The sequence below is a fragment of the Pseudomonas sp. CYM-20-01 genome, from assembly GCF_023169845.1.
Classification (GTDB): Bacteria; Pseudomonadota; Gammaproteobacteria; order Pseudomonadales; family Pseudomonadaceae; genus Aquipseudomonas; species Aquipseudomonas azotoformans.
Window position 1 is genome coordinate 5,510,405 of the sequence record NZ_AP025169.1, and the last position, 17,992, is coordinate 5,528,396.

Below are 17,992 nucleotides of genomic sequence, written 5' to 3' on the forward strand. Positions count from 1 at the left end.
TCTCTCACGCAAAGGGGTGCCGGGGGCTGTCGATGGCCTTGAGCCCGTGGCGGCCGATCAACTGGCCGTAGCCTTGCACCAGGAAGCCACCACTGCGTGCGATCCATTGTTCACGCCGGGCGCGATAAACCGTGGGCAGCAAGTACCAAGGCAGTTTCGGCAAATCGTGGTGCACCAGGTGCAGGTTGTTATTGAGGAACAGCCAGTTCCACGGCAAGGACGCTTCGTTGAGCACGCTGCGTTGCTCGGGCCGGGGGTGCGGGCGGTGTTCATAGTAGGAACGGATCGAGGCCAGGGACAAGGCCGGCACGCTGACCAGCAGCAGGTAATGCCCCATCGACAGCGCGCTGTAGTGGGCGATGAAACCCAGCATCAGCACGGTGATAGCACCGTGGGCCAGCCACATCGGCCACACCTGGGGCAGGCGCTGGCATTCGTGGCGGATCAGGCGGCCAATCGCCAAAGGGGCAGAAAGCAGGAAGCGGCCGAGCACGGTCTTGGTCACCCCATGCACGCCGCGCTCGAACAGCGAGCTGTGGTCCCATTGCTGCTGGGAGAGGTAGCGGCTTTCCGGGTCGACGCCCGGCAGGGTCAAGTCTTCGTCGTTGTGGTGTAGCAGGTGGCTGTCGCGGTACAGCGTGTAGGGGTACCACACGGCAAAGGGTGCATAGCCGAGGATTTTATTGAGCAGCAGCGAACGGGTGGGATGGCCGTGGAGCAGTTCGTGTTGGACCGACAACCACAGCGTCACGATCGGGATCAACAGCAGTGTGCTCAACCACAGGCCCAGCCAATGGCTGCCGAGGATCACGGCGAACCAACCGGCGTAGATGCCGATCAACAGCAGCCAGGTCGGCCACTCGGTTCTGGCGGTAAAACGTTGGGCCAGGGTTTCGATTTCCCGGCGTTGGGCAGGATCAAGGTAGTGGGCCATCGGCAGCTCAGAGCAGGTGTTTCCTGCTCTGTGCAATGGCGCGGGAAAATCTTGCAGATCGTTTGGTTCTAAGCTTGTAACTCAGTGACCGAACAGGCCTGTCTCGGTTTTCTTGGCTTTCTTGTCGGCGCGTTTTTCATCCGCGGTCTTTGCCGGTTTTTTCTTCGCGGCTTTCTTTGAATCCATACCTTTGGCCATGATGCGTACTCCACTTTAAGGGGTTGCAGTGATGGGTATACCACCTATTGCCGCGCACAAGGCGTTTATAATCCCCGGCCCTTGATAACGCTGCCTGAAGACCATGCCCCCATTGCACATCGAACCGCTGGCCGAGCCGCTGTGGCCGCTGCTGAACAAGTTTTACCGCAACCACAATTCGTCGATGAAGGCACTCAAGGGCGGGCGTTTGTGGGTGGCGCGCGAGGGCGAGATTGTTGCCGGCCTGTGCCTCACGCCCGTGGTCGGCGGGCAGTGGCTGACCGGGGTGTTCGTTGACCCGGCCTATCGCGGCCAAGGGCTGGCGGCGCGACTGATCACGGCGGCGGCGGCCGATGTGGACGGTACGCTGTGGTTGCTGTGCCATCCGGAATTGGAAGAGATGTACCGGCGCATGGGCTTCACCCAGGACACGCTGTTGCCGCAGTCGCTCAACGAGCGGCTGGTGCGCTACAAGCGCAACAAACCGATGATCGCGATGGGCTTAGATCGTTTGGTGAGGTCGACCTCGGATAATGTGTGATCCGCACGTACAGGGCCCATGCTAGCCTCGGCGGCACAGTGGCCCTTTACAGGATGATCATGAAAACGACGCTCGCAGCTCTCTCCCTCATCGCCCTGCTCGCCCCGGCCTTGAGCCAGGCCGCCGACGCACCGATCAGCGCCCAGCAGTACCAAAGCGTACTGGCCGGCAGTTGGCGCGACCCGGCCAACAGCGCCCGTGACGGCTATCGCCACCCGCGACAGACCCTGGAGTTTTTTGGCCTGGGCGCCAAGCAAACCGTGATCGAGATCACCCCGGGCGGCGGCTGGTACAGCGAAGTGCTGGCACCGCTGCTCAAGGATCACGGGCAGTACATCGCCGCCGTGCAAGCCGCGAGCAGCAGTGCTTACGCGCGCACGTCGGAAGAGAACCTGAAGAAGAAATTCGCGGCTGACCCCGCGCGCTACGGCAACGCCTCGGTGGTGGAGTTCGATCCCACGGCGCCGGTATTCGGCAAACCTGCATCGGCGGATGCGGTGCTGACGTTTCGCAATGTGCATAACTGGGTAGCGGCAGGCACCGCGTCGGCCACGTTCAGTGCGTTCTACCAGGTACTGAAACCGGGCGGCGTGCTGGGTGTGGAAGATCACCGGGCCAAGGACGGGGCGGATCTGCAGGCGATCAAGGACAGCGGCTACCTGACCACAGCCCAGGTAGTGAAGCTGGCAACGGATGCCGGGTTCAAGCTGGCGGGACAGAGCGAGGTGAATGCCAACCCGAAGGACACCAAGGATTACCCGGGTGGGGTGTGGACGTTGCCGCCGACGTTGAAGTTGGGGGAGCAGGATAAGTCGAAGTATGTGGCGATTGGTGAGTCGGATCGGATGACGTTGCGGTTCGTAAAGCCGGCCAAATAATGCTCAACCTGTAGGGGCCGGCTTGCTGTGGTGAGTGGGGTTCGTCCGCCAACCCGAGGGGCTGCTTCGCAGCCCAGCGCAGGGCAAGCCTGCTCACCACAACAAACCTGCTCACCACAATCAGCGCGTTTGAAAGTCAGTCGTCGGCAGTGGGGTCCATGTCCGGGAACATCACCTCGATAAACCCGAACTTGCTGAAGTCGGTGATCCGCGACGGGTACAACCGGCCAATCAGGTGGTCGCACTCATGCTGCACCACCCGCGCATGAAAACCGTCGGCAAACCGTACAATCGGCTCGCCCTTGGGATCAAACCCTTCGTAGCGAATCTGTTGATAACGGTTTACCGCGCCCCGTAGGCCGGGTACGGACAGGCAGCCTTCATAGCCCTCTTCCAGCACCGGGCTGAGGGGGGTGATCAGCGGGTTGATCAGGATCGTCTGCGGCACCGGCGGTGCGTCCGGGTAGCGTTCGCTGGCCTCGAAACCGAAGATCACCAATTGCAGGTCGACGCCGATCTGCGGTGCGGCCAGGCCGACGCCGCCCACATGTTCCATGGTCTGGAACATGTCATCGATCAATTGCCACAACTCGGGGCTGTCGAACAATTCCGGCGGAACCGGAGGCGCGATACGCAGCAAGCGCTCGTCGCCCATTTTCAGGATTTCACGGATCATCGATCAGACTTCGTCAGGGGTGGGCTTGGAGTGGTCCCGGCCGAGGCCTGAGACGTGCTGTTTTTCATCAGTATGGCCGGGTTCGTCGAACTCTTTTTCACCGGGGTCCTTGCCCTCGGCGGACATGTGCTCGATCACTGCATTCATCTCCGCGCCTAGCAACAGCACGGCGGCGGAAATGTAGAAGTACAGGAGCAACACGATGATCGCGCCGATACTGCCATACATGGCGTTGTAGTCGGCAAAGGTTTTGACGTAGTAGCCAAAGCCCAGGGACGCGACGATCCACACCACTACCGCCAGCACGGAGCCTGGGGTGATGAAGCGGAATTTCTGCTCGACGTCCGGCATCACGTAGTACATGAGTGCCACGGCGAACATCAGCAAAATCACGATCAACGGCCAGCGCAGGATGGTCCACAGGGTGACCACGAACTCCTGCATGCCGATCTGCCCGGCCAGCCATTCCATCACTTGCGGGCCCAGCACCATCAGCGCAGCAGCGGCCAGCAACATGCCGGCGATGCCGACGGTGTAGAAAATCGACAGCGGGAAGCGCTTCCAGATCGGCCGGCCTTCCACCACGTCGTAGGCGGCGTTCATCGCGCTCATCATCAGGCGCACACCGGCCGAGGCGGTCCACAGCGCAATCACGATACCCACCGACAGCAGGCCACCCTTGGATTGCTGCAACTGGTCGATCACCGGGTTCACCTGCTCCAGGGCCTGGGGCGGCAACACCAGTTCCGACTGCAGGCGCAGCCAGGTGAAGAAGTCCGGCAGGTGCAGGAAACCGATCAGGGCAATCAGGAACAACAGGAAGGGAAACAGCGAGAACAGCATCTGGTAGGCCAGTGCAGAAGCATAGGTAGGCATTTCGTCATCGACGAATTCCTTGACGGTACGCAACAGCACTTTGTGCAGCTTGAGACCATCGAGAACCGGAAAAATCATAGCGTCTCCTTTCGCCGCAAAAAGTTGAGTTTGTGGGCGACTCAGGGGCCGTTTTCTAAATCAAGGTAGCCTATTTGGCGACCTTGAAACAATTTCGAAACTTTAATCACGCCGTGTGACATAAAAACGGCCATCCGTGGATGGCCGTTTGGACTGCTTGAAAGCGCGTTTACTTGGTCGCTTTTTTCACTGCGTCCTTGGTGTCGCCTACCGCTTTCTGCACTTCGCCTTTCTTTTCCTGAATGACGCCTTCAGCGCGCAGTTTGTCGTTGCCGGTGACTTTACCGACACCTTGCTTGATATTGCCGACCGCCTCGTTTGCCACGCCTTTAATCTTGTCAGATGTGCTGCTCATGGTATTTCTCCGAAAGAACAATCAAGGTTTTTGGGTCATTACCTAAAGATTGACCCGAGGCCGTTGCGCAGAGTTTCAAATATTTTTACCCAGGCATTTCATCGCCGACCGCAGGTTTGGCTTTATGTTTTGCGGCCAACCCACGAGAATGCCCGGCACATTCAGGCTATAACGCTGAATAACAGATCCCGTAGGAAGGTTATGAAACTCAATAAAGCACAGGCCATCGCCCGCAGAAACACCGAACTGGGCGGAGCCGTACTCGGCGTCAACAACTGCCACTTCACCGACCTGGACCGCAAGCGCAACATCTGGTGGTTCGACCTGCCGGTGGGCCGGATTGCCGTGGGCCAGTACGAGTGGATCCACCTGTTGATGCACAACGCCGAGACCGACCAGTTGTTGCACCTGAAGGTGCCAACGCTGTTCTTGCGTGAAAAGCTCGAAGGCCTGGTGGTACGCAATGCGGGCAAGCGCAAACCGGAGATCACTCTGGAGCTGAGCGCGGACAAGGATTCGTTCTTGAAGGATGTGCGTCCGGCAGGGACTGGCGTGAGCTTCGCGCAGTTCGCCCTGTAAAAAACGCTGTTCAAAATGTGGGAGGGGGCTTGCCCCCGATAGCGGTGTATCAGTCAGCACATCGGTAGCTGACACACTGCCATCGGGGGCAAGCCCCCTCCCACATTGGTAGAGCGTTACTTTTTAAGACCGAGCTTCTTCAACTCTTCATCGCGCAGCTCACGGCGCAGGATCTTGCCTACGTTGGTGGTCGGCAACGCATCGCGGAATTCCACGGCCTTGGGCACTTTGTACGCAGTGACGTTGGCGCGCATATGCTCCATCACCTGCTCCTTGGTCAGGGTGGCACCCGGCTTGACCACGATGAACAGCTTGATGTGCTCCCCGGACTTTTCGTCCGGCACGCCGATGGCCGCGCACTGCAGCACGCCCGGCAGACCTGCCAGTACGTCTTCCAGCTCATTGGGGTACACGTTGAAGCCCGAGACCAGGATCATGTCCTTCTTGCGATCGACGATGCGCATGTAGCCGTCAGGCTGGATGATCGCGATATCACCGGTCTTGAGCCAGCCTTCGCTGTCGAGCATCTCGTCGGTGGCGTCCTGGCGCTGCCAGTAGCCCTTCATCACCTGCGGGCCTTTGACGCACAGCTCGCCGGTTTCACCCAGTGCGAGTTCAGTGCCGTCATCGGCGATGACTTTACACACGGTGGACGGCACCGGGATGCCGATGGTGCCGATCTGGATATGCTGGATCGGGTTCACGGTGGCCACCGGGCTGGTCTCGGTCATGCCGTAGCCTTCGCAAATGCCACAACCGGTCACCGCCTTCCAGCGCTCGGCCGCTGCCAATTGCAGGGCCATGCCGCCGGACAGGGTGACTTTCAGCGCAGAGAAATCCAGCTTGCGGAACGCTTCGTTGTTGCACAGCGCCACAAACAGCGTGTTCAAGCCGACAAAGCCGCTGAACTTCCACTTCGACAGTTCCTTGACCATCGCCGGCAGGTCGCGCGGGTTGCTGATCAGGATGTTGTGGTTGCCGATCAGCATCATCGCCATGCAATGAAAGGTGAACGCATAGATGTGGTAAAGCGGCAGCGGCGTGATCAGGATCTCGCAGCCTTCATTGAGGTTGGAGCCCATCAGCGCCTTGCATTGCAACATGTTGGCGACCAGGTTGCGGTGGGTGAGCATCGCGCCCTTGGCCACGCCGGTGGTGCCGCCGGTGTATTGCAGCACGGCCACATCGCCGCTGGCCGGGCTGGCATCGCTGACCGGTTGGCCGTGCCCCTTGGCCAGCACGTCGTTGAACTTGATCGCCTTGGGCAGGTGATACGCCGGGACCATTTTCTTCACATACTTGATGACGCTGTTGATCAGCAGGCGCTTGAGCGGCGGCAACAGGTCGGCGACTTCGGTGACGATCACATGCTTGACGGCGGTCTTGGGCACGACCTTTTCCGCCAGATGCGCCATGTTGGCCAGGCACACCAGGGCCTTGGCGCCGGAGTCGTTGAATTGGTGTTCCATTTCCCGCGCGGTGTACAGCGGGTTGGTGTTGACCACGATCAGGCCGGCGCGGATCGCACCGAACACGGCGACCGGGTATTGCAGGACGTTGGGCAGTTGCACGGCGATTCGATCGCCGGGCTTCAGGTCGGTGTGCTGTTGCAGGTACGCGGCGAAGGCGCCGGACAGTTCGTACAATTCACCGTAGGTGATTGTCTTGCCCAGGTTGCTGAAAGCCGGTTTGTTGGCGAAGCGCTGGCAGGACTGCTTCAGTACCGCCTGAATATTCGGATACTCGTCTGGATTGATTTCTGCGGCAATCCCGGCGGGGTACTTATCCTTCCAAAAGTCTTCGTTCATGGAAGCCCACTCCTCAGCGACGTCAGCGACGCGAATTCATCATCGCATTTGATGCGATTATTATTGGTGTATGTTTTTTTTAGGTGAATCTGGCGCTTTCAAGCAGGCCGAGACGTCACAAAGCGCGCCGAGAGTAGCAGCTTTGCCAAAGGCCGCCTAGAGCCAAAAGAGGGGGCCACGGTCATAAACACGACTGTCCTACAATATTTGGTCACACTTTAAACCAAGCTGAAATAGCTCGATAAATGGCTCTGGAACGGGGCTTTCAGAACAGCACAGTACAAATATGGGAGGGGGCTTGCCCCCGATGGCAGTGGTTCAGTCTACACATCTGGTGACTGACCCACCGCCATCGGGGGCAAGCCCCCTCCCGCATTTTTCAGCACATTTCAGATCAAGCGATATCGCGCAGCTCCCTGCGCAAGATCTTGCCCACCGGCGTCATCGGCAACGAGTCGCGCAACACGATGTGCTTAGGCACCTTGTACCCCGTGAAGTTGGTCTTGCAGTACGCCTTCAACTCCTCAAGGCTCACCCCTTCGGCACGCGCCACCACGAACAGCTTCACCGCCTCCCCGGTGCGTTCATCCGGCACGCCGATCACCGCGCAGTTGGCCACCGCTGGGTGGGCCATCACCACGTCTTCGATCTCGTTGGGGTACACGTTGAAACCCGAGACGATGATCAGGTCTTTCTTGCGGTCGACGATGCTGACGAACCCATCGGCATCGATCACCGCAATGTCGCCCGTCTTCAGCCAGCCTTCGGCGTCCAACGCCTCGGCAGTGGCGACCGGTTGCTGCCAGTAGCCCTTCATCACCTGCGGGCCCTTGATGCACAACTCACCGCGCTCGCCCAACGGCAACTCGTGACCTTGATCGTCGATGACTTTCATCGCTGTGCCAGGCACCGGCAGGCCCACGGTGCCCAGGCGCGACTGGCTGCCGTAGGGGTTGGTACTGGCCACCGGCGAGGTCTCGGTCAGGCCGTAGCCTTCGCCGATGGAGCAGCCGGTGATGGCCTTCCAGCGCTCGGCCGTGGCCTTCACCAGTGCGGTGCCGCCGGAATTGGTGATCTTGAGGTGGGAGAAGTCCAGGGTCTTGAAGTCCGGATGGTCCATCAACGCCACAAACAGCGTGTTCAGCCCCAGCAGACAGGAGAACCGCCATTTTTTCAGTTCCTTGATAAACCCGCCGATATCCCGCGGATTGGTGATCAACACGTTATGGTTGCCGGTCACCATCATGCACATGCAGTTCGCCGTGAAAGCATAGATGTGGTACAGCGGCAGCGGCGCAATCATCACCTCCTGCCCTTCCCTCACCAGCGGCTGGCCATCATCGGTGACCTGGGACATGCACGCCCGCGCCTGTTGCATGTTCGCCACCAGGTTGCCGTGGGTGAGCATCGCGCCCTTGGCCAGGCCGGTGGTGCCGCCGGTGTATTGCAGCACCGCGATGTCGTCCAGGGTCACCGGGTGGCGGGTCACGCCCAGGCCCGCGCCCATGCGCAGGGCGCGCTTGAATGACACCGCGCGCGGCAGGTTGTAGGCCGGGACCATCTTCTTGACCTTGTCGACCACCGTGTTGATCAGCCAGCCTTTGGCAGCGGGCATGAAATCGCCCATCTTGGCTTCGATCAGGTAGTCGATCTCGGTGTCGCTGCACACCTCCTGCACCCGCGAACCGAACAGGTTAAGGTAGACCAGCGCACGCACGCCGGCGTCCTTGAACTGGTGACGCATCTCGCGCGGGGTGTACAGCGGGTTGGTGTTGACCACGATCAGCCCGGCGCGCAAGGCGCCGAACACGGCAATCGGGTAATGCAGCACGTTGGGCATCTGCACCGCGATGCGCTCGCCCGGCTTGAGGTCGGTGTGCTGTTGCAGGTAGCCGGCGAAGGCGGCGCTCTGGCGCTCCAGCTCGGCGTAGGTCAGGGTGATGCCCATGTTGCTGAATGCCGGACGGTCGGCGAAGGCCTTGCAGGAGCGCTCGAAGACTTCGATCACCGACTTGTAGGCAGAGAGGTCGATGTCGTTGGGAACGCCCGCTGCGCGTTTGTCATTCCAGAAATCAGGTTGCATTATTCTTGTCCTCTTACCTGAGTGTGTCCGGCCGCTTTCTGACTGCTATGAAAAGCGGAGCTTTGGGGACGTTAGCAGCAATAGCCAAACAGGCAAATACAGCAAACCGTGTCATTGATTGTATGAATCTTGCCGCTGACGTGTAGGCAGATGCGCCGATCCTCGGCAGATGAGCTATACACTGCAACAACCCCGAGCTGACCTTGAGCAGCCCCTGAGCAAAGGAACCGCCATGAACCACAGCAGCTTCTGGCTGACCGCGAATGACCGCAGCCGCCTGTACGTCAATCAATGGATGCCCGAAGGCCCGACCAGGGCCCTGGTGATGCTGTCCCATGGAATGGCCGAGCACAGCGGGCGCTATGCGCGCCTGGCGCAAACCCTGTGCGACGCCGGCTACGGCGTGTATGCGCCGGACCAAAGAGGCCACGGCCGCACAGCCGACGAAGGCACCCTGGGCCTGTATGCAGAGCATGACGGCTGGAACAAGGTAGTGGGCGATCTCGCCAGCCTCAACCAGCATATCGGCCAGCAACAGCCGGGGTTGCCGATCATTCTGTTGGGACACAGCATGGGCAGTTACATCGCCCAGGCCTATCTGTTGCACCACAGCGCGAGCCTGGATGGCGCGATTCTCAGCGGTTCGAATTTCCAGCCGGTGGCGCTGTACCGCGCCGCGCGGGTGATCGCCCGGGCCGAACGGCTGCGCCAGGGGTTGCGCGGGCGCAGTGCGCTGATCGATTTCCTGTCGTTTGGATCGTTCAACAAGGCGTTCAAACCCAATCGCACCGCTTTCGATTGGCTCAGTCGCGACCCGGCCGAGGTGGACAAGTACATCAATGACCCGCTGTGTGGGTTCCGCTGCACCAACCAACTGTGGATCGACCTGCTCGGCGGCTTGCAGCAAATCAGCAAAGCGTCCAATCTCGCGCAGATCGACCCTGGCCTGCCGATCCTGATAATGGGCGGTGAATGTGATCCGGTGAGCGAAGGCAAGCGTCTCAACAGCCTGGCCAACGCCCTGCGTGAAGCGGGCTGCCAGCACCTGCAACTGAATATCTACCCGCAGGCGCGCCATGAAGTGTTCAACGAAACCAACCGTGATGAAGTCACGGCGGATGTACTGAGCTGGCTCGACCAGGCCCTGACGTTGCGCAGGCCCACCCGCTGCGAATAAATTTTCGATTAAAATCAGTCAGTTAAATTACCGATTAGCCACAGGATGCACGTTTAGATGACCCAGGTAACCAACACCCCGTACGAAGCCCTCGAAGTCGGCCAGACCGCCAGCTACAGCAAGCTGGTGGAAGAGCGTGATATCCAGCTGTTCGCCGCCATGTCCGGTGACCACAACCCGGTGCACCTGGATGCCGAGTACGCCAAGGCGACCATGTTCAAGGAGCGTATTGCCCACGGCATGTTCAGCGGCGCCCTGATCAGCGCAGCCGTTGCCTGCGAGCTGCCTGGGCCGGGCACGATCTACATCGGCCAGCAGATGAGCTTCCAGAAGCCAGTGAAAATCGGCGACACCCTGACTGTGCGCCTGGAAATCCTCGAGAAACTGCCGAAGTTCCGCGTGCGCATCGCCACCCGTGTGTTCAACCAGCGCGATGAGTTGGTGGTGGATGGCGAGGCGGAAATCCTGGCGCCGCGTAAGCAGCAGGTGGTGACGCTGACCGAGTTGCCGCCGATCAGCATTGGCTGAAGTCTACGCAAGACAAATGTGGGAGGGGGCTTGCTCCCGATAGCGGTGGATCAGTCGATATTTCAATGACTGAGGCACTGCTATCGGGGGCAAACCCCCTCCCACATTCTTTTACAACGCAGGGCTTACGACTGAGCGCGAGCCTGGTTACGCAGGGCTTTCACCTGGTCGTGGTTGCGTTGCACGCCGTGGTACTGACGTTCAACCAGGTCACGAATGCCCAGCAGGTTGTGCTTGTTGATCTTCTCGATCGCTTCCTTGTAAGCCTTCAGTGCGTGGTCTTCACCGCGCTCGGCTTCGTTCAGCACCGCCTCTTCATCTTTACCGGTGAGCATCGACTTCACGTCGACCCAACCACGATGCAAAGCGCCGGCAACGCTGCCGGAATCTTCCGGATCACCACCCAGGGCACGCACGGCGGTCTTCAGCTCGGCAGCAGCGGTGGCGCAGTCGGCGGAACGCTTGGCGAACAGGGCTTTGAGTTCTGGGTGCTTGATGTCTTCAGCGCACTCCTTGAAACCCTTTTGGCCGTCGATGCTGGTTTCGATCAGGTCGTTCAGTACGGAGATCGATTCTTTATTGATGTCAGTCATTTTTCAATTCCTTGTACGGGTTAGAAGGTTGTCTTAGTGGTTGCAGCGCCCGTGCCAGGTTTTCAAAAAACAAATTCTCCATATATTTCAGTTATTTACGATTAATTGAACCATCTGTATGTACGTTATTTGCATGATCTGTCATTTGGCCTTCATGCAGAATGCCTGTATTTTCCAAGGTCACGACTCAAACACCCGAGCCTGCATGAATCCCGAAAAACTCGAACTGCTGATCACCCGCGAAATGCCCTTCGGCAAATACAAAGGACTGATAATCGCCGACCTGCCCGGCCCCTACCTGAACTGGTTCGCCCGTGAAGGTTTCCCCCACGGCGAACTGGGCGGCTTGCTGGCGTTGATGCAGGAAATCGACAGTAACGGGTTATCTGAATTACTCGAACCGCTACGCGCCAAACACGGCAAACCCGCACCGCGCCATTAAGAGCCCCCCCTATGCCAAGGAATGCAGACAACGAACGTCATTGGCAGGCTGTTTCCGAGCGCTATGCCCTGGAACCCGGCCCGATCAATCTGGAAAACGGTTACTTCGGTCGCATGAGCCGAACGGTGCAATCGCATTACCTGGAACAGGTTGCGTTTATCAACCGAAGTAATTCGCTGCATGTGCGCCAACGCTTCGAGCAAGGCGAGAACGTCGAGATTCGTCGGCAACTGGCCGAGCTGATTGATGTGGACCCGGAGTCGGTGGCCTTTACCCGTAACGCCACCGAAGCCTTGCAATCACTGATCCGCAACTACAACCGCCTGCAACCGGGCGATCAGGTGCTGATCAGTGACCTGGAGTACGACACGGTCAAGGGTGCGATGCGTTGGCTGGCCGGCGTTCGTGGCGTGGAGGTGATCGAACTGTCCCACGCACACCCGGCCAGTTTCGACAGCCTGGTGCAGACGTATCTTGATGCGTTCGTTGAGTATCCTCGTTTAAAGCTGATGGCGCTGACCCACGTCACCCACCGCACCGGCCTGGTGATGCCCGTCGAAGCCGTCGCCCATGCAGCGCGTGAGCACGGCGTGGACGTGATCCTCGACGGCGCCCATGCCCTGGGCCAGATCGAGTTCAACCTGGCCGAGCTGGGCATTCAGTTTGCCGGCTTCAACCTGCACAAATGGATCGGCGCGCCACTGACCCTGGGCTTTTTGTACATCGCCCCGGAGCGCCTGGCCGATATCGACCCGGACATGGGTGAGTTTCACTACCCCACCACCGATGTGCGTGCGCGTACGTCCTACAGCACGCCGAACTTTCCGGCCTTGATGACCTTGCCGCTGGTGTTTGAAGAACATCGCCAATTAGGCGGCGCGGCGGCAAAAGGCGCACGGGTGAATGACCTGCGGGACCTGTGGGTCAGCCAGGTGCGGGCATTGCCGGGGATCGAGGTGCTGACGCCGGATGATCCAAGGGTGTATTGCGGGATTACGGCGTTCAAGTTCAGCGGGCGGGACCAGCAGGTGATGGTCGATAGACTGCTCAAGGACTACAACCTGTTTGTCACTACCCGAGTCGGTGCGTCGTTCGGCACCTGTATCCGGGTGACGCCGGGGTTGGTGACTTCGGCAACCGAGATAGCCGTGCTGGTTAAAGCCATCACCGAGTTGAGCGTCGGTTAGGCGCCCTTTCTACAGGCAAAAAAAATGCGGTACACCGACCAAGTGCACCGCAAAAATGCCGTCAAGCACAGCAACAACGATTCAGTAAAAGCAGATCAATCCAGCAGGGCCAATGCCTGCGCGGTGACTTCCTGGATACGGGCCCAGTCGCCGTTCTTGACCCACTCCGGGTCGAGCATCCAGCTACCGCCCACGCACATCACGTTTTTCAACGCCATGTAGTTTTTGATGTTGGCCGGGCCAACGCCTCCGGTCGGGCAGAATTTCACTTCGCCGAACGGACCGCCCAGGGCCTTGATCGCCGCCACGCCGCCGCTGACTTCCGCCGGGAACAGCTTGAAGCGACGATAACCCAGACCGTAGCCCTCCATGATGCCGGAGGCATTGCTGATGCCCGGCAGCAGCGGGATCGGGCTGTGTACCGAGGCTTCCAGCAGGTCACGGGTAATGCCTGGAGTGACGATGAATTGCGAGCCCGCCACTTCGGCCGCTTCGAGCATGTGACGGTCGAGTACGGTGCCGGCCCCCGTGCACAGTTCAGGGCGTTGTTCGCGCAGTACCTGAATGGCCTTGAGGCCGAACTCCGAACGCAGGGTCACTTCCAGTGCGGTCAAACCACCGGCTGCCAGGGCATCGGCCAGCGGCAGAATGTCCTGTTCGCGGGCGATGGTGATCACCGGCAGGATCCGCGCCTTGGCGCAGAGGCTGTCGATCAAGGCAACTTTGTCCGCCATGGACACGGTCGGTTGAGGGCTTTTCATAGCGGCTGATCCTTGGCTCATGGGCACCAGTAAATCTCTAATGTAGGTTGCAGAAACGCGCGAATCGGCATGGCAGCGACGTCATCACTGGCCAGCGCGGCGCTCAAGGTGGTCAATTTCGAGCTGCCGGAAATCGACAGCATCGTGTAGTTCGCCGTGGCCAACAGCGCGCGACTCATGGTCAGGCGCTGGTGCGGCACGGTCGGCGCCAGCATCGGCCAGCAACGGCGGGTACCGTCGGGCTGCAAGGCCTGGCTCAGGTTCGGGCTGTCGGGAAACAGCGATGCGGTGTGGCCGTCATCGCCCATGCCCAGCACCAGCACATCGATGGCTGGCAATTCGGCCAGCAGGCGATCGGCCTGCTCGGCAGCGTCTTCAAGATTGGCCGCGGCGCTGTACAGGCTCAAGAACCTGGCCTTGGCCGCCGGGCCTTGCAGCAAGTGCTGCTTCAACAGGCCGGCATTGCTGTCGGCATGTTCCACCGGCACCCAGCGCTCGTCGGCCAGGGTGATGGTGACCTTGGACCAGTCCAGGCCCTGCTTGGCCAGGTGCTGGAAAAACGCCACGGGGCTGCGGCCACCGGACACCACCAGCGTCGCTTCGCCACGGGCACTGATGGCCGTGCGCAGTTGCTCGGCCACATTATTGGCCAAGCCTTCCGCCAACAGCACCGGGGTACGGTACTCATGAGGGGTTACGCCCTGGGGCAGTTTCAAATCAGATATCGCCATACCACGACCTCCCATCCCGCGTGATCAGTGCAATCGAGCTCATCGGCCCCCAGGACCCGGCCGCGTACGGCTTGGGCGCATCACCGGATTTCTTCCACCCGGCGATCAACTGGTCACACCACTTCCACGCGGCTTCGATTTCATCTTTGCGAACAAACAGGTTCTGATTGCCGCGCATCACTTCCAGCAACAACCGCTCGTAGGCATCCGGAATCCGGGCGCTGCGGTAGGTGTCGGAAAAATTCAGTTGCAGCGGGCCGCTGCGCAGTTGCATGCCCTTGTCCAGGCCCTGCTCCTTGGTCATCACGCGCAAGGAAATACCTTCGTCCGGTTGCAGGCGGATGATCAGCTTGTTGCTGATCTGCAGGCGCTGCTCAGGGGCGAAGATGTAGTGGGACGGTTCCTTGAAGTGGATGACGATCTGCGACAGCTTCTGCGGCATGCGCTTGCCGGTGCGCAGGTAGAACGGCACGCCGGCCCAACGCCAGTTGCGGATATCGGCACGCAGGGCGACGAAGGTCTCGGTGTCGCTCTGGGTGTTGGAGTTTTCTTCTTCCAGGTAACCCGGCACCGGCTTGCCGGCGCTGTAGCCGGCGATGTACTGGCCGCGCACCACCTGGGTGGTCAGGCCATCCGGGCTGATCGGCGCCAGGGCCTTGAGCACCTTGACCTTCTCGTCACGGATGCTGTCGGCGGACAGGTCGGCCGGCGGGTCCATGGCGATCAGGCACAGCAGCTGCAACAGGTGGTTCTGGATCATGTCCCGCAGCTGGCCGGCCTTGTCGAAGTAACCCCAACGGCCTTCGATACCGACCTGCTCCGCCACGGTGATTTCCACGTGGGAAATGTAGTTCTGGTTCCACTGGGTTTCGAACAGGCTGTTGGCGAAACGCAGCGCGATCAGGTTCTGGACGGTCTCTTTGCCCAGGTAGTGGTCGATGCGGTACGTGCGGTTCTCCGGGAAGAACTGCGCCACGGCGTCATTGACCTTGCGCGAGGATTCCAGGTCCGAACCAATCGGTTTCTCCAGCACCACGCGGGTGTTGTCCGCCAGGCCGACCTTGGACAGGTTCTCGCAGATGGCGCCGTACACCGCCGCCGGGGTGGCGAAGTAGGCGATCAGGCGCTGCTCGGTGCCGGCGATGTCCGCCAGGGCCACGTAATCATCGGCCTTCAGGAAGTCGACGTGCACATAGGTCAGGCGCGCCAGGAAGCGCTGGGCGATGGTTTCGTCCAGTTCCTTGCCGACGAACTCTCGCAATGCGTGCTCGATGTGCGCCAAGTGCTGTTGTTCGGTGCCGGCTTCGCGGGCCAGGGCCAGAATGCGCGTGTCGTCGTGCAGCAGGCCGGCGCCATCGAGTTGATAGAGGGCAGGAAATAACTTGCGCAGCGCCAGATCACCCAAGGCGCCAAACAGGGCAAAGGTGCAGGGTTCTACGGTTATCGAAGGCATGATGTTTGTTCTTTTATCAAGTTAAGCTACAAATACCTTTTTTCAAGGCATCACTCAAGGAAAAATGTAGTAATAACCACAACATTTTCCCGAAATACGCATTCCGAGTGGTGGTGTTCAGCTACCCTAAGTAGGATAGGCCACCGCAAAAGGCCACTCGTCGATTGGTTGCCACCCTAATTTGCATCGTCGCCCGAAGGAAAGACTGAATGGACCGCGTGCGAAATCTTCTGGAACAGATCCGGAACCGCCTCGAAGAATTGAACAAGGCCGAGAAAAAAGTCGCCGAGGTCATCCTGCTCAACCCGCAGCAGGCGACCCGCTTTTCCATCGCCGCCCTTGCCCAGGCCGCCTCGGTCAGTGAACCGACGGTCAACCGTTTCTGCCGTTCGTTCGGCGTGAGCGGTTACCCTGAACTGAAATTGCAGCTGGCGCAAAGCCTGGCCAGCGGCGCAGCGTATGTCAGCCGCGCGGTGGAGGCCGATGATAACCCCGAGGCCTACACCCAGAAGATTTTTGGCAGCGCCATCGCGTCGCTCGACAGCGCCTGCCAGGCCCTGGACCCGGCCCTGATCAGCAAGGCCGTGGACCTGTTGATCCAGGCGCGGCAGATCCACTTCTTCGGCCTGGGTGCTTCGGCCCCGGTGGCGATGGATGCGCTACACAAGTTCTTCCGCTTCAACCTGGCCGTTACCGCCCATGCCGACGTGCTGATGCAGCGCATGATCGCCTCGGTGGCGCACACTGGCGAGTTGTTCGTGATCATTTCCTACACCGGGCGTACCCGTGAGTTGGTGGAAGTGGCGCGCATCGCCCGTGGAAACGGCGCTTCAGTGCTGGGCGTGACCGCCGAGAACTCGCCGCTGGCCAAGGCCAGCACGGTGAGCCTGAACATTCCACTGCCCGAAGACACCGACATCTATATGCCGATGACCTCGCGGATCATCCAACTGACGGTGCTGGATGTACTGGCCACCGGCATGACCTTGCGTCGCGGGGTGGATTTCCAGCCGCATTTGCGCAAGATCAAAGAGAGCTTGAATGACAGCCGGTACCCGGTGGGGGATGAGTTCAACTAAGCCGGCCTTTGTGTTGGCTGTACTGGCCTCATCGGGGGCAAGCCCCCTCCCACACTTTGATCTGTGAATACATTCAAAATGTGGGAGGGGGCTTGCCCCCGATAAGGCCAGCAGCCACACTGCTATACCCCTGCTCGAGCCTGCAAACTCAAATGCGCCCTCTCCCCCGGCGCCAGGCTCGCCCCGGCCATCGCCGACTCCACGCACACAAACCCCGACGCCTCGTTGAAGCTCACGCCCAACAGCGGCCGGCTGCCCGGGTGCCACACCACCGTGTCGGCGCTGTCGCCGGTGTCGATGCACAGTTCGCGCTGCCAGGCGTGGTCCTTGAGCTGCAATTCGCCCTCGTGCTGGAACACCCGCTGGCAACCGCCCTCCACCCGCAATTCACCTTCCTGCTGGCAGACCTGACGATTGAGCTGGTCGTAACCTTGCGCACCGTCAAGCCCAGACAGCGCTATCTCATCAACATGACCAATACGCCAATAAGCGTGCAATGCATGGCTCAGCTGGCACGGCAACTCATCCTGATGCTCGGTGCTCAGGCGCAGCTCCAGGGTTTCGCCCAGGTGCGCATGCAGGTCGACCTGCCAGTCGCACAGCTGCAATTGCCAGTGCAGGCGCACACCGTCGTCGTCGGTGCTGCTGTCGAGCAATTTCCAGTCGATCAAGCGCGCCCAGCCATGGGACGGCCAGGCATTTTCACTCGGGTGGCGGCCATACCACGGCCAGCACACCGGCACGCCTCCACGGATGGCACCGACTTGCGGCCACTTGGCGGCACACCACAACCAGGGTTTCTGGCCGGTCGGCTGAAAGTGCAGCAATTGCGCGCCTTGGCGACTGAACACCGCCTGGCACAGCGGATGATCGATCACCAACACGTCACGCATCTGGAAACGCTCCCAGGCGAACACCGGGCGCTCGCGCAAGGATTTGAAAAAGCGTTGCAGCGGTTGCTCATGCATGTGCCACAGTCCTGAAAATCATCACAATGCAGCCCAAAAAAAAGCGGATAGCCATGGCTACCCGCAA

19 protein-coding genes are annotated in these 17,992 nt (G+C 60.1%); 8 read left to right on the top strand and 11 right to left on the bottom strand.

Going from position 1 to position 17,992, the window contains the following annotated elements; genetic code table 11:
* Positions 1-4 precede the first annotated feature (4 nt).
* Entirely contained in the window at positions 5-934 is a 930-nt protein-coding gene (locus M2497_RS24975; RefSeq protein ID WP_248483930.1) for a fatty acid desaturase, read from the bottom strand.
* Between the two features lie 301 nt (positions 935-1,235).
* Here M2497_RS24975 and M2497_RS24980 point away from each other — a divergent pair, with 301 nt between their 5' ends.
* Both M2497_RS24980 and M2497_RS24985 read left to right on the top strand, forming a co-directional pair.
* Positions 1,236-1,673, top strand: a complete 438-nt coding sequence (locus M2497_RS24980; protein ID WP_248483932.1) for a GNAT family N-acetyltransferase — start codon at positions 1,236-1,238, stop codon at positions 1,671-1,673.
* A 59-nt stretch (positions 1,674-1,732) separates the two neighbouring features.
* On the top strand, positions 1,733-2,551 hold the full coding sequence (locus M2497_RS24985; protein WP_248483934.1) for a methyltransferase: 819 nt from the start codon (positions 1,733-1,735) through the stop codon (positions 2,549-2,551).
* 136 nt (positions 2,552-2,687) lie between these two features.
* On the opposite strand, the gene def is transcribed toward M2497_RS24985, so the two are convergent.
* From def to M2497_RS25000, 3 genes are all read right to left on the bottom strand, one after another.
* Positions 2,688-3,227: a peptide deformylase gene (gene def, locus M2497_RS24990; RefSeq protein ID WP_248483936.1), complete on the bottom strand. Its 540-nt coding sequence runs from the start codon at positions 3,225-3,227 to the stop codon at positions 2,688-2,690.
* Between the two features lie 3 nt (positions 3,228-3,230).
* On the bottom strand, positions 3,231-4,181 hold the full coding sequence (locus tag M2497_RS24995) for a YihY/virulence factor BrkB family protein (protein WP_071496589.1): 951 nt from the start codon (positions 4,179-4,181) through the stop codon (positions 3,231-3,233).
* Between the two features lie 169 nt (positions 4,182-4,350).
* Positions 4,351-4,536, bottom strand: a complete 186-nt coding sequence (locus M2497_RS25000; RefSeq protein WP_248483939.1) for a CsbD family protein — start codon at positions 4,534-4,536, stop codon at positions 4,351-4,353.
* Positions 4,537-4,737: 201 nt separating this feature from the next.
* On the opposite strand from M2497_RS25000, the gene M2497_RS25005 reads away from it, so the two are divergent.
* Positions 4,738-5,115, top strand: a complete 378-nt coding sequence (locus M2497_RS25005; RefSeq protein WP_248483941.1) for a hypothetical protein — start codon at positions 4,738-4,740, stop codon at positions 5,113-5,115.
* Between the two features lie 116 nt (positions 5,116-5,231).
* Here the strand turns inward: M2497_RS25005 and fadD1 are convergent, their stop codons facing one another.
* The gene (gene fadD1 / locus M2497_RS25010; protein ID WP_058423209.1) at positions 5,232-6,923 is read right to left on the bottom strand and encodes a long-chain-fatty-acid--CoA ligase FadD1; all 1,692 of its coding nucleotides are present in this window, start codon (positions 6,921-6,923) and stop codon (positions 5,232-5,234) included.
* Positions 6,924-7,317: 394 nt separating this feature from the next.
* Positions 7,318-9,006, bottom strand: coding sequence for a long-chain-fatty-acid--CoA ligase (gene fadD2 / locus M2497_RS25015; RefSeq protein ID WP_248483943.1), 1,689 nt, complete (start codon positions 9,004-9,006; stop codon positions 7,318-7,320).
* A gap of 232 nt (positions 9,007-9,238) precedes the next feature.
* Here fadD2 and M2497_RS25020 point away from each other — a divergent pair, with 232 nt between their 5' ends.
* Both M2497_RS25020 and M2497_RS25025 read left to right on the top strand, forming a co-directional pair.
* Complete coding sequence (locus M2497_RS25020) at positions 9,239-10,183, top strand: alpha/beta hydrolase (RefSeq protein ID WP_248483945.1); 945 nt, start codon at positions 9,239-9,241, stop codon at positions 10,181-10,183.
* Between the two features lie 57 nt (positions 10,184-10,240).
* Positions 10,241-10,711 carry a MaoC family dehydratase gene (locus M2497_RS25025; protein WP_010208208.1) on the top strand — a complete coding sequence of 157 codons (471 nt, stop codon included), beginning with the start codon at positions 10,241-10,243 and terminating at the stop codon, positions 10,709-10,711.
* Positions 10,712-10,836: 125 nt separating this feature from the next.
* Here the strand turns inward: M2497_RS25025 and M2497_RS25030 are convergent, their stop codons facing one another.
* Positions 10,837-11,304, bottom strand: a complete 468-nt coding sequence (locus M2497_RS25030) for a PA2169 family four-helix-bundle protein (RefSeq protein WP_010208206.1) — start codon at positions 11,302-11,304, stop codon at positions 10,837-10,839.
* A gap of 205 nt (positions 11,305-11,509) precedes the next feature.
* On the opposite strand from M2497_RS25030, the gene M2497_RS25035 reads away from it, so the two are divergent.
* Positions 11,510-11,746 (top strand): DUF3820 family protein, encoded by a 237-nt coding sequence (locus tag M2497_RS25035; RefSeq protein ID WP_248483947.1) that lies wholly within the window; start codon positions 11,510-11,512, stop codon positions 11,744-11,746.
* 11 nt (positions 11,747-11,757) lie between these two features.
* Positions 11,758-12,933 (top strand): aminotransferase class V-fold PLP-dependent enzyme, encoded by a 1,176-nt coding sequence (locus M2497_RS25040; protein WP_248483949.1) that lies wholly within the window; start codon positions 11,758-11,760, stop codon positions 12,931-12,933.
* Between the two features lie 95 nt (positions 12,934-13,028).
* On the opposite strand, the gene M2497_RS25045 is transcribed toward M2497_RS25040, so the two are convergent.
* The 3 genes from M2497_RS25045 to zwf are packed head-to-tail and all read right to left on the bottom strand — an operon-like array spanning position 13,029 to position 15,878.
* Positions 13,029-13,694 carry a bifunctional 4-hydroxy-2-oxoglutarate aldolase/2-dehydro-3-deoxy-phosphogluconate aldolase gene (locus tag M2497_RS25045; RefSeq protein WP_026013852.1) on the bottom strand — a complete coding sequence of 222 codons (666 nt, stop codon included), beginning with the start codon at positions 13,692-13,694 and terminating at the stop codon, positions 13,029-13,031.
* Positions 13,695-13,711: 17 nt separating this feature from the next.
* Complete coding sequence (gene pgl, locus M2497_RS25050) at positions 13,712-14,425, bottom strand: 6-phosphogluconolactonase (RefSeq protein ID WP_248483951.1); 714 nt, start codon at positions 14,423-14,425, stop codon at positions 13,712-13,714.
* Positions 14,412-15,878, bottom strand: a complete 1,467-nt coding sequence (gene zwf / locus M2497_RS25055; RefSeq protein ID WP_248483953.1) for a glucose-6-phosphate dehydrogenase — start codon at positions 15,876-15,878, stop codon at positions 14,412-14,414. Before zwf ends, pgl begins: the two co-directional genes overlap by 14 nt.
* A 218-nt stretch (positions 15,879-16,096) precedes the next feature.
* Between zwf and M2497_RS25060 the strand changes: the two genes are divergently transcribed.
* Complete coding sequence (locus tag M2497_RS25060; RefSeq protein ID WP_172832156.1) at positions 16,097-16,957, top strand: MurR/RpiR family transcriptional regulator; 861 nt, start codon at positions 16,097-16,099, stop codon at positions 16,955-16,957.
* Positions 16,958-17,079: 122 nt separating this feature from the next.
* On the opposite strand, the gene M2497_RS25065 is transcribed toward M2497_RS25060, so the two are convergent.
* Complete coding sequence (locus M2497_RS25065) at positions 17,080-17,925, bottom strand: D-hexose-6-phosphate mutarotase (RefSeq protein WP_071489446.1); 846 nt, start codon at positions 17,923-17,925, stop codon at positions 17,080-17,082.
* Positions 17,926-17,992: the final 67 nt, after the last annotated feature.

Excerpts from the sequence above, each read along its gene's own strand:
- M2497_RS24975 (WP_248483930.1), bottom strand. The coding sequence starts at position 934 with ATGGCCCACTACCTTGATCCTGCCCAACGCCGGGAAATCGAAACCCTG.
- M2497_RS24980 (WP_248483932.1), top strand. The coding sequence starts at position 1,236 with ATGCCCCCATTGCACATCGAACCGCTGGCCGAGCCGCTGTGGCCGCTG.
- M2497_RS24985 (WP_248483934.1), top strand. The coding sequence starts at position 1,733 with ATGAAAACGACGCTCGCAGCTCTCTCCCTCATCGCCCTGCTCGCCCCG.
- def (WP_248483936.1), bottom strand. The coding sequence starts at position 3,227 with ATGATCCGTGAAATCCTGAAAATGGGCGACGAGCGCTTGCTGCGTATC.
- M2497_RS24995 (WP_071496589.1), bottom strand. The coding sequence starts at position 4,181 with ATGATTTTTCCGGTTCTCGATGGTCTCAAGCTGCACAAAGTGCTGTTG.
- M2497_RS25000 (WP_248483939.1), bottom strand. The coding sequence starts at position 4,536 with ATGAGCAGCACATCTGACAAGATTAAAGGCGTGGCAAACGAGGCGGTC.
- M2497_RS25005 (WP_248483941.1), top strand. The coding sequence starts at position 4,738 with ATGAAACTCAATAAAGCACAGGCCATCGCCCGCAGAAACACCGAACTG.
- fadD1 (WP_058423209.1), bottom strand. The coding sequence starts at position 6,923 with ATGAACGAAGACTTTTGGAAGGATAAGTACCCCGCCGGGATTGCCGCA.
- fadD2 (WP_248483943.1), bottom strand. The coding sequence starts at position 9,006 with ATGCAACCTGATTTCTGGAATGACAAACGCGCAGCGGGCGTTCCCAAC.
- M2497_RS25020 (WP_248483945.1), top strand. The coding sequence starts at position 9,239 with ATGAACCACAGCAGCTTCTGGCTGACCGCGAATGACCGCAGCCGCCTG.
- M2497_RS25025 (WP_010208208.1), top strand. The coding sequence starts at position 10,241 with ATGACCCAGGTAACCAACACCCCGTACGAAGCCCTCGAAGTCGGCCAG.
- M2497_RS25030 (WP_010208206.1), bottom strand. The coding sequence starts at position 11,304 with ATGACTGACATCAATAAAGAATCGATCTCCGTACTGAACGACCTGATC.
- M2497_RS25035 (WP_248483947.1), top strand. The coding sequence starts at position 11,510 with ATGAATCCCGAAAAACTCGAACTGCTGATCACCCGCGAAATGCCCTTC.
- M2497_RS25040 (WP_248483949.1), top strand. The coding sequence starts at position 11,758 with ATGCCAAGGAATGCAGACAACGAACGTCATTGGCAGGCTGTTTCCGAG.
- M2497_RS25045 (WP_026013852.1), bottom strand. The coding sequence starts at position 13,694 with ATGAAAAGCCCTCAACCGACCGTGTCCATGGCGGACAAAGTTGCCTTG.
- pgl (WP_248483951.1), bottom strand. The coding sequence starts at position 14,425 with ATGGCGATATCTGATTTGAAACTGCCCCAGGGCGTAACCCCTCATGAG.
- zwf (WP_248483953.1), bottom strand. The coding sequence starts at position 15,878 with ATGCCTTCGATAACCGTAGAACCCTGCACCTTTGCCCTGTTTGGCGCC.
- M2497_RS25065 (WP_071489446.1), bottom strand. The coding sequence starts at position 17,925 with ATGCATGAGCAACCGCTGCAACGCTTTTTCAAATCCTTGCGCGAGCGC.